The sequence below is a fragment of the Bacillus sp. FSL R5-0593 genome (assembly GCF_038603755.1).
Taxonomy (GTDB): domain Bacteria; phylum Bacillota; class Bacilli; order Bacillales; family Bacillaceae; genus Bacillus; species Bacillus velezensis.
This window is the reverse complement of the sequence record NZ_CP152011.1, coordinates 462683-477191: the sequence shown is the minus strand read 5'-3', so window position 1 is coordinate 477191 and position 14509 is coordinate 462683. Positions and strand designations below refer to the sequence as shown.

The 14509-nt window shown below is 47.9% G+C and carries 14 protein-coding genes; 1 reads left to right on the top strand and 13 read right to left on the bottom strand.

What is annotated here, in order from left to right; translation table 11 throughout:
* Positions 1 to 47: 47 nt before the first annotated feature.
* The 9 genes from NYE36_RS02250 to NYE36_RS02210 form a co-directional block, all read right to left on the bottom strand.
* Complete coding sequence (locus tag NYE36_RS02250) at positions 48 to 857, bottom strand: lipid II flippase Amj family protein (RefSeq protein WP_012116831.1); 810 nt, start codon at positions 855 to 857, stop codon at positions 48 to 50.
* A 497-nt stretch (positions 858 to 1354) separates the two neighbouring features.
* Positions 1355 to 1777, bottom strand: a complete 423-nt coding sequence (locus NYE36_RS02245) for a pyridoxamine 5'-phosphate oxidase family protein (protein ID WP_003156270.1) — start codon at positions 1775 to 1777, stop codon at positions 1355 to 1357.
* A 6-nt stretch (positions 1778 to 1783) separates the two neighbouring features.
* A complete protein-coding gene (locus tag NYE36_RS02240) occupies positions 1784 to 2407 on the bottom strand; it encodes a GNAT family protein (protein ID WP_160242550.1) in 624 nt (207 codons plus the stop codon).
* Positions 2408 to 2494: 87 nt separating this feature from the next.
* Positions 2495 to 2998: a D-lyxose/D-mannose family sugar isomerase gene (locus NYE36_RS02235; protein WP_265451325.1), complete on the bottom strand. Its 504-nt coding sequence runs from the start codon at positions 2996 to 2998 to the stop codon at positions 2495 to 2497.
* 12 nt (positions 2999 to 3010) lie between these two features.
* Entirely contained in the window at positions 3011 to 3871 is an 861-nt protein-coding gene (locus NYE36_RS02230) for an SDR family oxidoreductase (protein ID WP_265451324.1), read from the bottom strand.
* A gap of 158 nt (positions 3872 to 4029) precedes the next feature.
* Positions 4030 to 5544 (bottom strand): class I adenylate-forming enzyme family protein, encoded by a 1515-nt coding sequence (locus tag NYE36_RS02225; protein ID WP_015416838.1) that lies wholly within the window; start codon positions 5542 to 5544, stop codon positions 4030 to 4032.
* Between the two features lie 222 nt (positions 5545 to 5766).
* A complete protein-coding gene (locus NYE36_RS02220; protein ID WP_265451323.1) occupies positions 5767 to 7851 on the bottom strand; it encodes a transcription antiterminator in 2085 nt (694 codons plus the stop codon).
* A 299-nt stretch (positions 7852 to 8150) separates the two neighbouring features.
* Positions 8151 to 9053, bottom strand: a complete 903-nt coding sequence (locus tag NYE36_RS02215) for an aldo/keto reductase family oxidoreductase (protein WP_007410303.1) — start codon at positions 9051 to 9053, stop codon at positions 8151 to 8153.
* A gap of 113 nt (positions 9054 to 9166) precedes the next feature.
* Positions 9167 to 11170, bottom strand: a complete 2004-nt coding sequence (locus tag NYE36_RS02210) for a penicillin-binding transpeptidase domain-containing protein (protein ID WP_025284246.1) — start codon at positions 11168 to 11170, stop codon at positions 9167 to 9169.
* Between the two features lie 156 nt (positions 11171 to 11326).
* On the opposite strand from NYE36_RS02210, the gene NYE36_RS02205 reads away from it, so the two are divergent.
* A complete protein-coding gene (locus NYE36_RS02205) occupies positions 11327 to 11647 on the top strand; it encodes an antibiotic biosynthesis monooxygenase (RefSeq protein WP_144664510.1) in 321 nt (106 codons plus the stop codon).
* Here NYE36_RS02205 and NYE36_RS02200 read toward each other — a convergent pair.
* The 4 genes from NYE36_RS02200 to NYE36_RS02185 all read right to left on the bottom strand — a co-directional run bounded on the left by NYE36_RS02200 (position 11618) and on the right by NYE36_RS02185 (position 14509).
* On the bottom strand, positions 11618 to 11863 hold the full coding sequence (locus NYE36_RS02200; protein WP_003156283.1) for a YczI family protein: 246 nt from the start codon (positions 11861 to 11863) through the stop codon (positions 11618 to 11620). The genes NYE36_RS02205 and NYE36_RS02200 overlap by 30 nt on opposite strands.
* A gap of 165 nt (positions 11864 to 12028) precedes the next feature.
* On the bottom strand, positions 12029 to 12670 hold the full coding sequence (locus NYE36_RS02195; RefSeq protein WP_144664509.1) for a GDSL-type esterase/lipase family protein: 642 nt from the start codon (positions 12668 to 12670) through the stop codon (positions 12029 to 12031).
* Between the two features lie 64 nt (positions 12671 to 12734).
* Positions 12735 to 13484: an IclR family transcriptional regulator gene (locus NYE36_RS02190; protein ID WP_076425692.1), complete on the bottom strand. Its 750-nt coding sequence runs from the start codon at positions 13482 to 13484 to the stop codon at positions 12735 to 12737.
* Positions 13485 to 13501: 17 nt separating this feature from the next.
* The gene (locus tag NYE36_RS02185) at positions 13502 to 14509 is read right to left on the bottom strand and encodes a biotin-dependent carboxyltransferase family protein (protein WP_154019558.1); all 1008 of its coding nucleotides are present in this window, start codon (positions 14507 to 14509) and stop codon (positions 13502 to 13504) included.

The window sequence follows — 14509 nt, the reverse complement described above, 5'->3', positions numbered from 1 at the left end:
CTCAAAAACGGGGGTCAGTCCCTCTGCAGAGGAGCTTTTTTCATGCGTTACATCCATTTCGTCACCCAGGCGATATAATAAGCGCCGGGGATGAATACGAGCTGGGCGAGAAGCGTGCCCGCGACCCTTGATGTCACCATCGTCAATGATGTCCATTTTAAGGAGACGTAGCTGCGCTTGCCCTTCGCCACATCGTCTGCCAGTACGGATACTTTCGGGTCAACAAACACAGCCAACAGCATAGTCGCAACTCCGTTGATTAAGCCTGATGCCATTACGGCGGTCGTGCTGTGCTCAGGCGCCAGAAGGCCGGCGTACAGAGCGGACAGAACACCGATCGTGTAAATAGACGTAATGACCATATTAATGACAAACAAGCGTTTCGGAATCATTCGGAATTGAAGCCCTTTTAAATAGGAGACTGACGGCAGTCTGATATAAGAACGCGCATGCTTCAGCCCGTTCAGTGAAAATCCTTTTTTAAATACCTGCATGACGGAGCCTCCTCCGTCCGCCAAGTGTATAATCGCCCTGGAGAATAACGCGACGAATGTCGGCAAAAGACAGATGCCGAGCATCGTTCCGACCGTGGAGCCGAATATTAAAAATCGAAACTGGGCGCCCACAAGAGACAGGGCGTTTGATCCGGCGGCATCAATCAGATGTCCGGTAAACGGCTGCTGAACCATGTTTGACATGCGAGACACGATGACCATGACATTAAATAATGACAGCGCGGACGCGATAAAACCGACTCTCGCGCCGGAAAGCCGTGTTGCATAGGCAAGCGTTTCAATCGAATGTATCAGCAGCAGAAAACAGAAGATAAACAGTACTTGTGAAGTAATAACGTGCAATGTATGATTCCTCCAAATCTTTTCTACTGATTAGACTCTGCAGACTGCGGCGAGGTTTCGGCCGTTTACATAAAAAAACCGCCCGGATGTCCGGAGCGGTTTTGTCTTATTCTTTTCTTACGCAAATAAATAATATATGGTTGCCCGCCTTAGCCCGCGGGTGATTCGTATTAACAGTTCCGACAGAATCATTCTTCGAAAGTAAACACCATGGAAGTTCTTGAACACAAGACAACGAAAGCCCTACCTCTCAATCGTCACTGCGGCTCCGAAGCCGCGCCGGTGTGAATTGTAAAACAAAAAGTCTTTTTTCCATCTCTTCGTTAGGGGCGAATGTCAGAAGGAAAAGAATAAGCTCAGCTTTTTTTCAAGCTGTCCGTTGAAGCCTGAAGCTTCTATATCAAAACAGAAAAAAGAAGTTTACTTTCTTTTTTATTTGCATGTTGTCACTTAGCAGTTAAGTATACCAGATTGCCCCTGAATAATCAAATGATTTATTAAAGTTCCAGCTCGGCCGGCGTTTTTTCACCCGCGTTCATGAGCTTGATCTGCTTCGGTTCAATTTCAAGAATCACCAGGTTCGGATCGTCTTTTCCGTCAAACCAGCGTTCCAGTTTCGGATCCCACAGCTTTTCTTTTAAATCGGCTGAGTTGTTCAGTTTGGCGGTTCCGGCCACTTCCACATAAGCGTCACCGAATCCTTCACAGTCATACCCTAACAGAATATGAACATTCGGATTGTTTTCAATTTCTTCCGCTTTATGAGTGTCTTTGCTCGTCGGCGTGTAAATCGTTAAGCCGTCATGGAAAAATGTCATGTAGCGTGAATGCGGTTTGCCTTGCTCTACCGTCGCAAGCGAACCGACTTTATGATGATCCAGTACTTCAAGCACTTTTTCTTTGATTTCATTTTGATTCATGAAGAATCACTCCTTTTTAACGTCTCCACTGTTACTTTTCCACATTGGGGAGACATTTAAACCAAGAAATGTGCTATTCTGCCGATCTTCGCTCCATTCCCGCTTCAGCATGCTGTAGTTCACCGTGTCATGATAGGCGCCCTGTACGAAAATGCCTTCTCTCGTCAGTCCTTCTTTCTGAAATCCGAGCCGTTCCGCCACCGCCCTGCTTTTCATGTTTTTTTCAGCCGCGCTGATCATAATGCGGTTCAGGCCGAGATCCTGAAATGCATGGGTGATGACCGCCCGGCAGCTTGCGGTGATAATGCCGAATCCTTCATGCTCTCGATCCAGCCAGTAGCCGATCTCTGCTTTTTGATTGGCTGTATCGACATTATGGATGCTGATCATGCCGCAAAACCGGCCCTTCACAAAAATTCCGGCGTCAAACCCATTTTCTTCCGCGTATTTATAGCGCCATTCAGGGATGATCACATCGCGGTACGTATCGATATCAGCCAGTTCTTCCGCCCAGCTGAGCCATTCGCTGAGATGGTTTTGATTTCGCTTCATAACAGAATACAATTCGTCCGTATCTTCTTTGGCAAGCAATCTGATCGTCAGATGTTCCCGGATTTGACAGGAAAACACGACCGCACCTTCTTTCCTTTATTAGCCATTATACAGGTAAATTCATTTTTTTCCATACAAAAAAAGATGAGGCGTGCAGCCTCATCCTTAAATGCGCGGGTCGGTGAAAACATCGTGATCATCCGTGCTTGTCGATGACATTTCCGTGACGACCGCACCTTCTTCTCCCGCTTGAAACCAATGCTTCGTATCCGGCGGAATGGTGTGTTGTCCGCCCGGCTCAAGCACAATCTCATGCCAGACGGTGTAGTATTCCTTGTCATCTTCCGGCGGGAGGACGCTTGGGTTCTCTGTCTTTTCGCCTTCCACATAGAGATACACCTTCCCCCAGCGGCAGCGGAATGTCTCTTGTTTTCCCTTCTCGCCGCCGACCGGCGGATGGCGGTGTTCCGGACACGTCTGGCGCGGGAAGAGCACCAATTCTTTCGAACAGTAGCGGTCGGTATTCACGTAAATAAACAGCTGAAGCCCGGTTTCCTCAAGCTTGCCTAAGCCGTAATCCATGATTTGAATGTCTTCGACTTCATTATCAGTCAGAACGATTCCCGCTTTTTGATAGTATGCATTCACATCATGTTTCGATATCGTCATGCTTCAGCCCCCTTATGTGGTTACAAATTTGCCGCCGTTGACATGCAGCGTCTGCCCGGTCATATAAGATGATTCATCTGAGGCCAAGAGCACATAGCAGCCGACATGTTCAACAGGCTGGCCTGCCCGGCCCATCGGCGTAGTCTGACCGAAGGAAGCGACTGTTTCTTCTGAGAATGTCGCCGGAATAAGCGGTGTCCAGATCGGCCCCGGCGCCACGGCGTTGACACGGATACCGTCGTTGACGAGCGCTTGCGCCATGGATCTCGTAAAACCGTTAATCGCGCCTTTCGTAGCCGTGTAGTCAATCAGCTGCGGATTGCCTGTGTAAGGATTAATGGATGTCGTATTGATGATCGCGCTGCCCGGCTTCATGTAATCAATCGCTTTTTTAGTCAAATAAAATTGTGAGTAAAAGTTTGTTTTAAAAGTTCTGTGAAGCTGCTCGCTTGTGATGTCTTTAATGCTTTCTTTCGGATGCTGTTCCGCGGCGTTATTCACGAGAATATCAAGACGCCCGAATTCTTCAACCGTTTTTTCAACCGCTTCATTGCAAAAGTCTTCCTCACCGACATCGCCGGGGATTAACAGACATTTTACGCCTTCTTCTTCCACTCGTTTTTTTGTATCTTCCGCATCACTGTGTTCATCAAAATAGACGATCGCGACATTTGCGCCTTCCTTCGCGTAAGCAACCGCTACGGCGCGTCCGATACCGCTGTCGCCCCCTGTGATAAGTGCGGTTTTCCCTTTTAATTTATCAGCGCCTTTATATTCTTTGTATTCATAAACAGGCGCCGGATTCATTTCGCTTTCAATGCCCGGCTGGCGGTTTTGTGATTCCGCCGGGAATTCCTTCGGATAGTTTTCCATGTCAAGTTCCTCCTTCTAGTTCGATGTCATATTTCTTGTCTACCTCGGCTGTCTTTTGGATAAACATGAATGAGACAGTTCAAAACGTTTTCGGAGAAAAATGTTTCACATGGAACGCAAGAAAAAAACCCGGCTGGCAGCCGGGTTTTTGTTTTCAATTATGAACGGACCGCTTGTTTGCGGAGCACGTCTTTTCTCACTTTTCCAAGGTTGTTTTTCGGAAGTTCGCTGACGAACTCAATTTCCGGAATTTTAAAGGCGGCAAGACGTTCTTGAAGGAATCGGGTCACTTCTTCTTCTGTCAGGCCTTCTCTGCCGTTTGTCACGATGAACGCTTTCGGCTTTTCGCCGTAGAGCGGATCAGGGATACCGACAACCGCCGTTTCGAGAATGCCCGGCACTTGCTGAATGACCTCTTCAATCTGGTCGGGATAAATATTGTCGCCGCCGTAGATGATGACATCTTTGTAACGTCCGGTGATAAAGATAAATCCGTCTTCATCCACATATCCGGAATCGCCGGTATGGAACCAGCCGTCTTTCAGCACTTTTCGTGTCGCTTCTTCGTTACCTTCGTAGCCTTTGAATAAAAACGGACTTTTCACAACGACTTCTCCGATTGAGCCTTGCGGAAGGAATTCACCTGTTTCCGGATCTACAACGCGGACGTCCACTTCTTCCATCGGTTTACCCGCGGAAGCGGCTTTATCCATTCCCATTTGCGGATTCCAAGAGCTGATGCCCCACGCTTCCGTGCTTCCGTATCCGTGCATGAGCGGAATGCCGATATCGAGATACTGCTGGATCAGGCTGCTTGGCACCTTTGTGCCTCCCGTCATCATATAAACGATAGAAGACATGTCAGTCTGATGCGTTTCCCATGCTTTCAGCAGGTATGTGAAATAGACTGGCAGCGCCATGATGGTTTGAATTTTTTCTTTTTCGATGAGCTTCAGGTTTTCCACAGGGTCCTGATTGTCTGTCATAATGAATGTCGTTCCGCTCATCGTGCCGACCATCTGGCAGATAATCGCGCTCGTATGGTAATTCGGATGGCATGCTAAGAAGCGGACATGCTGCATTCTCCCCGTGTATGCCAATGTCGCGTTTACGTAGTTGTATATACCGCCGTGAGTGATCATGCAGCGTTTCGGATTGCCGGTTGTACCTGAGGTAAACATCAGCAATGCCGTATCGTTTTCAGACACCGTTTCGACATCCGGTGTATCACCGGAGCCTGTCAATAAAGCGTCAAACTGAGGCGTTGTCTCCGCAGCTGTTCCGGTCTCGACCTTCAGTTTAAGAGAAGATACCAGCGCAGGAAGCACTTCTTCCATGATCTCTTTAAATTCAGTGCCGTAAAAAACAGCTTTCGGTTCACAGGCTGCTAAAATGCCTTTCATTTCGTAAGGTGTTAATTGCCAGCTGACGGGCACAACCACCGCGCCGATTTCGAGTGCCGCAAACATGACAATGGATGCCGCGTGGCCGTTTTTGCAAAGCATCGCCACTCTGTCGCCTTTTTTTATTCCTTTATCAAGAAGCGCTTGTGCAAGCTGGTTGATTCGTTTTCGATATTCCGCGTAGGTCAGGGTATACGCACCGCTTTTTACAGCTTCGATCTCTTCGCTATTTGAAATGTCATGCAGAATCAGATGCTGTAATGTCTCCATATTTTCATCTCCCATAATGATAAATCACAAAAAAACTCTGTCAGATTTTCTTTCTCACGCAACCCATTTTAAACCAAAAAATATAACTTGTAAAACTATTTTGTTTTAGAACTATTCCATCAGTGAATGATACAATAGTCCCGTGTTTTTAGTTTCTTCCCTTCCCCTTACCCTCATACATGCACAAAAAAACACACCCCACATGAGGTGTGCGCTTCCTGTTTACCGCTGTCCTTTCTCCTGAATGAAATGATAAAACAGCTTGTTTAAACGTTTGTATAAATCGGCCTCATCCTCAGTCTGGAAGGCTTTTATACTGTCTTCGGACTCGATGATGGCCGAGCTGACCGCACTTAGTATTTCCGATCCTTCAGCGGGCATATCAGCCGGCGCCATCATCACCAAACCGCGGTCGACGGTCAGGGAATTTCCGTCCATGCCTTTGACACTGCATGGAGCTGTCAAATCATAAATTTTGAAAAAAGGCGTGACAATTTCTTCATTTTTGAGATGGTACAGCGCCATCGCCGTTCCCGGAATGCCGAGTCCGCCCTGTCGTTCACGCTCAGCAAGGCGCTGTGCGGTTTTTTGGGCATTATGAACCAATCCTTCTTGCTCCAGCATGTCAAACATACGGTTCAAAAACAGCTCATACGCCGTGTTTGAATCAATGGATTTGATCGAAAAGTTCCGCAGCACGCTTTGGATAACCGCCGCGTAATGCGCCATACGGCCGGCCGCTTCCAGCATATCAGGCGTCTCCGGCTGCTTCTCCTCTCTTTTACCGTTTCTTTTTTTGTCAAGAATCAGCGGAATTTTTCTTTTGATGTACTGCTTGACCTGATCAGCGTCTTCTTCGTTTAAAAGCGGACTGACCATGACGTAATCAATGTTTTCATACGGGATCGGAACGGTGGATACGATCATGTCATACGCGGTGATGTCTCGATCCTTCAGTTCGATGAGGGAAGACATATCAAAGGAACGGATTTCCGAAAGCTCTTTTTTCAGCCTGGATGCGAGCATTTTGGACGACCCGATGCCGCTTGAACAGACGATCAGCGCTTTGATCTTCGCTTCTTCCCGTTTGATTTCCAAAGCAGAGCCGAAGTGAAGAACGATGAAAGCGATCTCATTATCAGAGAAAAGAAGCCCCGGAAAGAATTTTTCCATTCCTTCTTCTACGGCCATGTACAGCAGGAAGTAGTCGCGTTTAATTTGCTCGGTCATCGGGTTGTACATGTCGATATTTTCTTTTACCCGGTTGATCGCAGGCTCCAGATGGGCGATTAAACCGTCGTATAAAGAACCGTTTTCCGTCAGATCAATTTTAATTTTTTCAGAAATGAAGCCGATCAGCTGCTTCGTTTGCAAGGCCGTTTCAACCTCTATGTCTTCCGGTTTGAATTCCGTTTTGTATTTGCGGTTGGCGCTCCGCAAATGAATGGTGATATATCCGATCTCAGCTTCCGGAATTGAAACACCGAACGCTTTTTCAAGCTCTTTTGCCATTTCCAGCGCAGAGCCGTACTCCTTCGTCTGCTGCAGCGCTTTTAGTTCCGAAGCCTCCATCGTGATGGTTTCTCCGAGCCTGATCCGGTCCATCGCAAAGGTTAAATGAACCGCAAGCGCCATGTATGAGCTGTCAGATAAGGCGATCGCGATTTTTTCCTTGAGCTGAATTAAGAGCCGGTCCATTTTCAAAAGTTCCGCTTTATTTACGACGCCGAACATTTTTTCAGCATCGTCCGGTTTTCCTTTAATATTCAATTCAACCGCTTCCAAAAAGCTTTGAATATCAAGGCGGTTGACGATGAGATTGCCGACGATTTTCCGTTTCGCATTTTCCGGCCCCGTCAGCTGAATGCCGAAGCCCCTTTTTCGGATCAGCGTCAAGCCGAAGGGCGCAATCCAAGTCTCCAGCTCATCCAGGTCATAGCTGATCGTCGCGTTTGTCACTTGCAGTTCGTTCGCCAGACTGTAGAGCTTGATCGGCTCTTGAGACTCTAATAGTGAACATAGAATTAAAAGTTTCCGCTCCTCAGCGCTGTATTCATGCTGTTCATAAGACAGGTCTGACAGGAGTTTTTGTTTGTCCTCCGGGTTTCCTACCGCTTTCAGTCCTTTGCCGGGCTGTTTATCAAGTGCCAGACCGAATGATTCCATTATCGGTTTGATTGTTTTTAACTCGCGGTGAACGGTTCTTGTGCTGACTTGTAAAGCTTCCGCCAGTTCATGCACTGTATCGTACCGGTTCTGCAGTAATAGATGTTTCATTAATTTTTGTTCTCTCGCTGTCATATACATGAAACGCGCCTCCAGATTTTCTAGTTGTGAGAAGTATGGCATATGGGGAGTGCTGCCGGGGAAAGTGGTGTAAGTTATAATATAAAACGCTTTCAATGATTATTCAACCATTTTCAAATGGCAATTTGGCACTGGGCCGTGTGACAGTATTGAAAAAGAAAAATGTGTCAGATAATATGCCATGACGCTTGTTACTCTTGATCCGCACGGCTATACTTCAAAGTGACCTTACTTGTTTTTAGACATTGCACACCACATAAACAAACGCCCGGAAGATAGCTTCCGGGCGTTTGTTCTGTTTATGGAATATCGCAGCCTTGGACACCGGTATAAATCCGGAACCACTGATCATGGCTGAGTTTGTACGCGGATGCACGCACCGCGGCGGAAATGCGGTTCTCTTTTCCGCTGCCGACAATCGGCATGATGTCTGCCGGGTGGGTGAACAGCCATGCGTACATGACTTCGTCAATGGAAGCGGCACCGATTTCTTCCTGTACGGAACGAAGCGCGGCACGGATACGGACGTCCTTATCTGATTGTCCGGTAAAGACGCTCCCGCCCGCAAGCGGTGACCACGCCATCGGCGGAATGCGTTTTTCCTGACAGAAATCCAGCGTGCCGTCATGAATATTTTCCAGCTCGTACGCCGAGATTTCAATTTGGTTTGTGATGAGCGGATCATCCAAATAGGATTCGAGCATTCTGTACTGGTGCGCTTTAAAGTTCGATACTCCGAAATATCTGACCTTTCCCGAGCTTTTCAGCGCATGAAACGCTTCAGCCACCGCCTCTGGTTCCATAAGCGGGTCCGGTCTGTGAATGAGCAGCACATCCAGATAATCCGTATTCAGATTCAAGAGCGACTGCTCCGCCGACGCTAAAATGTGAGACTTCGACGTATTATAATGATGCGACTTGTTTCCGGGCCGTTCCGGTGATTCAATGACAATCCCGCATTTTGTGACGATTTCGATTCGCTCCCTTATTGAAGGCGAAAGGGACAAAGCGCCGCCGAACAGCTTTTCACACGTATAACCGCCATATATATCGGCATGGTCGAAGGTGGTGATGCCTTGGCTGATACACCATTCAATCAAATTCAGCAGCTCTCCGTCTGAAACATTCCATTCGTTCAGACGCCAAAGCCCGTGTATCACTCTTGAAAATTCCAGGTCTTCAGCCAATTGAATGCGCTGCATGTGAAATCCCCCTTTTTCTTAGAGCCTCTTGTATCTCTGTTTTCAGGAATTGCCCATGCTGTTTCATTCTGCTTCGGCGGCCGATTTTCCTTTCAGCCCGCGAAAATCGTCATTTAATGATTCTGAAACTGCTTTTTCGCTTTTTCAACGACGTAATGGCTTCCGCCGCGTTTTTTGACGTCTTGAATCATCATCGCGATCAAGAGGTCTTTCTTTTTATAATCGTAACCGACAAACCAGCCGTTTTCTTTGCCGTCTTTATCTTCTTTAGACGTTTTCAGCTCGGCTGTACCGGTTTTTCCGGCTACGGTAATGCCGCTTACGGCCGGCTGATATGCAGAGCCGCGCGGATCTTCAACGACGCCTCTCAGCCCTTTTGTGATTTCTTCGGCATTGGCTTTCGATACCACTTGCTTATGCCAGATTTGCGGTGTTTTTTCTCCGTCTTTGATCAATGTCGGTTTGACGAGATTTCCGTCTGTTACAAATGCGGTATAGTCAGCCGCTAAGTGCAGCGGAGACATCAGCATCTGCCCCTGGCCGTAGCCCGTATCTCCGAGAAGGATCTCGGAATCAAGCTTGCCGTTAGCGATTGAAGACTTTTCAATCGGAAATTGGTACGGAATCTCTTCATCAAACCCAAATGTTTTTAATCCTTTTGTAAACGCGTCCGCTCCGGCATCTATGGCATTTTGCGCAAAGTAGATGTTGTCAGATGTGATCAGCGCGTTTTCGAGATCCACTTCATTCAGGCGCTCTGATACGCGTGTGACATGGTAACCGCCCCAGCTTGAATCTTTCTGCCACTCTTTTCCGGTGATTTTTTTCTTTTCTGACGCTTTCAATGTGCCGTTTGTCAGGCCGACTGCCGCGGCAATCGGTTTAATCGTTGATCCCGGCGCATAAAGTTTGTTGAATTTCGCTGAAAACGGATTGTTTTTATCTTCATTTAGTTTTTTCCATTCTTTCCCGCCCCAGCCGAAAATAAAGCCGTTCGGGTCATAAGACGGTGCGCTGACGAGCGCGAGTGTCTCTCCCGTTTGCGGTTCGAGGGCGACTGCCGCTCCGCTGTCATCTTTCATAGAATCATACAGCTTCGTCTGCGTTTTCATGTCAATCGTTACATGAATATCCTGTCCGCTTTCGGCTTTCTTTTCAGCAATGACCTCACCTGTTTGCGGGACGTAAATTTTCCAGCCGGTCGTGCCGCGCAGCTTGTCTTCATATACATTCTCAAGGCCGGCGATGCCGATTTTGGAAGTATCGCTGTATTGGCCGTCTTTCGCTTTTTTCAGCTGCTCCGCTGTGATGGTTTTAATATAGCCGGTCAGATGGGCTGCTTTTTCGCCGTACGGATAGTAGCGGGAGCTGACTTTCGTTTTCGTCACGCCGTCTAATGCGAGCAGGCTTTTGACCTTGCTTTCATCATCCGGTCTGATTTTTTGAAGCGGGACATAGGAGTCGTCTTTTACCCAGCCCTGGTTCAGTTTGCTTTTGATATCGTCTTCAGAAAGGTCCAGTTTTTCAGACAGTTTTTTGATCACGCTGTCTTTATCCTTGCCGAGTTTTCCAGGGATAATGCCGATTTCCGGCACCTCGGTATTCACGGCGAGACCTTTTCCGTCTTTGTCGTAAATTTGTCCGCGCTTCGGTTCTTCATTTGCGATCTGCACGGTTTTGTCATCGGAAAGCTGTTTGAAAATAAAAGAAGGATTCCAGTCGATGTTCCATGATTCTCCATCGTCTGTTTTTTCTTTTTTCAGGACGGCCGTATTTTCAAAAGCGACCTTCCCTGCTTTTGTATCCATGCTGACTTTATAATCGATGTGCTGGAGGTCATCTTTTTTCTTGTCGTCTTCGTCCTGTTTTTCGGCAGTGACTTTCAGATTTTTGACCCCTGCTTGTTCATAAACGGTTTCATATCGCTTTACAAAATCCTTTTTGGATCGTTTTTTCTTTTCATCCTGGGTGAGGCTTTGGTACATCTTATCGTAGTGACCGCCGTTCCAGTCTTTTACGAAATCTTTCATTCTGTCTTCGGCCGATTCCGTTTTCGAGCAGCCGATCAAACCTATGATTCCTGCGAGTAAAAGTAATAGGTATAACCCTTTTTTCACTGTCTATTCCCCTGCCTTCCAACTGTTATTTTCTCCTAAACCAAATCAGGCTGGCAAGGATTTTTTTCTCATATTGTTTAAAATTTTTTTGTTTTTCCTGCCGTCACGGGCCATATTCTTATACAATGTATCTATTAAAAAAAGGGGGAATTTCAGATGATCAGAGAAGCAGCCATGCTGTATGTAAAAGAAGGTCTTGAGGGGGAATTCGAAGAGGCATTCCGCCGGGCGGAGCCGATTATCAAGGGCATGAAAGGTTATCTGTCCCATTCCTTGTCCAAATGTATGGAAAAGACGCATAAATATTTGCTGCTTGTGGAATGGGAGACATTAGAAGATCATACAAAAGGCTTTCGCGGATCGCCGGAATATCAGGAATGGAAAGCCTTACTGCACCGTTTTTATTCACCATTTCCCGTTGTGGAGCATTTTCAGGATCTATCAGACTCAGATCGCGTGAAGCGTAAAACCGATTAAGGAGATCGACCATACAAAAACGGCGGTATAGATATTGAATTTCCCGGAGCCGTCGTTTTCTTTCCGTTTTTCCTCCAGCCCCTGAATGAACATGACCGCACCGAGAAACACGAGCATAACCGGCTGTATGACAGAGGTATGTTCCGCATACGTAAATGCGGCGGCCGCAAGTATAATAATCAGCATCGCGAGTGACAGTTTTAAGGCGCGCAGCAAAGCAATCCATCCTTTCTGTTATCATTTTTTGAACACAATTCTATTTCTGTCTTTATCCCCCATTATTCTAGCGTATTTTTTGCGCGGATAGAACGAAAGTCGGACAATTTTAAGTTTGTTTTAAGGAGCACGAAAAGCGCGCTCCCGATGAAAAGGAGCGCGCGGTTATGAGCGGGCGAGGCTTCCGTATCCGAGCCCCCGCAGGACGCATGCCATGACTTCATATCCCTTGCTGTTGGGGTGTACGCGGTCATGAGAGAGATATTCATTCATTTTTCCTTTGAAAGCGCTGTGGACGTCGGCGATTTTGACGTACGGCGCCGATGCGAGTGTGCTGAGGTGCGCATTATAAGAGGATATCCATTTTTCTGCAATGGAGATTCCCGGGAAAGGATTGTATAAATTGAAGACGCGGATCTCATAAGGAGACGGGTGCGGCCCTTTTAAGGCGGCGATCTTGGCAATCATCTTTTCAAAGTTCTCATGGCAGTGACCGGACACGCCGGTGAACACCGAAGCGTCCGATGTTTGCTGATATGCCTGAACCGAATCGATCAAATCGTTGCCGCAGCCTGTAATCGTAATCATATCAGCAGCCTGAATCCGCCTCTGAATGTACGGCAAGGACATAAGCCCGAGAATTTCTCCCGTCTCAAGGCCTGATTTGGCAAAGATGGATACGTCGGTTCTTGTCTGTAAATCTTCTGCCATCATACGCCCGAACCGCTGGACAAAACCGGCGGAAAACGGCCCGGATCCCCTCCCCGTCGTCAAAGAATCCCCCAGCGCCGTATAAACAAGTCCCATTTACTTTCCTCCACTCGTTACTATCGATATTGTAATGTACGCGAGTGAAGAAAAATTGGCTCGGTCAATAACCCAATTTCTCAGAAATATGCTGTGCAGCAGTTTTGACCTTTTCGGTTAAATACGGCAGCCTGTCCTCTGAAAACCGGGCTTCGAAGCCGGCGATGCTGATTCCGGCAGCCACCTTACCTTCGTGGTTGAAAATCGGCGCCCCGATCGCCGCCGTGTAATCTTCTAATTCCGAATAGCTGATCGTATAACCTGATTGTAAGGATCTTTCAATGGAGTGAAGCAGTTCAGCCCGATCCGTCATCGTGCCTGAGGCGATTGCGGCAAGCTTTGTCTTCTGAATGTATGTGTCAATCTCCTCTTTTGGCAGAAACGATAGAATGCTTCTGGCGCACGCTCCCGCGTACAGCGGCGACCGGCGGCCGATTGCCGTATACAGGCGGACGGTTTGAGTGCCTTCAATTTTTTCGACGTAAATGGCTTCATCTCCGTCCCTCATGATCAGCTGAACGGCCTCATCCACTTCGCCGCACAGCTCTTCCATAATCGGTTTGGCTATTTTCCTGATGTCCAGACGTTCAGAGACGAGCTGGCCGAATTGTAAAAAGATCAGACCAAGCTGATAACGGCCGTCCGCTGCCCGGGTGAGAAATCCCGTTTCCTCCAGTGAGCTTGCCATCCGGTGAACCGAGGTCTTCGGCATTTCCGATAGAGAAACCAGCTCATTTAAGCTCAGGCTCGGTTCAGTCAGAAATAAATGAAGCAGTTCCATTGATTTGATGACGGTTTTGTTTTTGTTTTCCATGGTCTTTAGCCCCTTTGTCAGATCAGCCATTCCATTTTGAGCCTTGCTTTCAGCTCCTTCAGCTGCTGTTCCTTCTCTAAAAGCAGCATTTCCGCTTCCTCCAGCGAAACGGCCCGGAACGTGATATGTTCCCCCGGCATCGTTTGGGCGACGAGAGGAAGATCGGCGGATATGATATGCGCCATCCGCGGATAGCCCCCCGTCGTCTGTCTGTCAGCCAGCAGAATAATCGGATTGCCGTCCGGCGGCACCTGCACCGTTCCGAACGTCACGGCCTCAGATACCATCTCCAGCGGCTCCCGCAATTCAAGCGGAGCGCCCTTCAGCCGGTAGCCCATTCGGTCGGATTGAGGCGTGACCGTATATGACTCTTGGTAAAAACGTAATTTTGCTTCTTCTGTAAAAGCATGAAATTGAGCGCCTTCAAGCACTCGTATGACCGGATTTTTTTTCAGCGGCAGAAATCCTCTGCTGCTGACAGACCAATCAGGCGCTGAGAAACCATGCTGTCCGAAAGAATCGCTCAGACGGTACGCGATTGATTCCGAACATGGCGTCATACGGCCGAGCGGCAGCTCATCATCTTTTTGCAGCGCTCTTCCGCAAAAACCGCCGATCCCCGCTCTGACATATGTGCTTTTGCTTTCCATGACGGCGGGCACGTCAAATCCCCCCGCGACGGCGAGATAAGCGCGGCTCCCCATCTTGCACGGCCCGAATGAGACGACGCTGTTTTCCTTTATCAAAACCGGTTTCCACAGAGGAGCGGGCTCCCCATTAATATGAAAGGCGAAATCAGCTCCCGTGACGGCAATAACCGCAGGTTCTGAAAATTCAAAGGAAGGCCCGGGCCCCATGAGCGTAATTTCCAGTCCCGCCTCTTTTTCTTGATTTCCGGCAAGAAGATTGGCGATGCGCAGTGAGATCGTATCCATTGCGCCGCTTCCCAGCACACCGTATTTCTGATATCCCGTCCGCCCCTTGTCCTGAACCGTCGTCAAGAGACCGGGCTTTACCACTTTCAT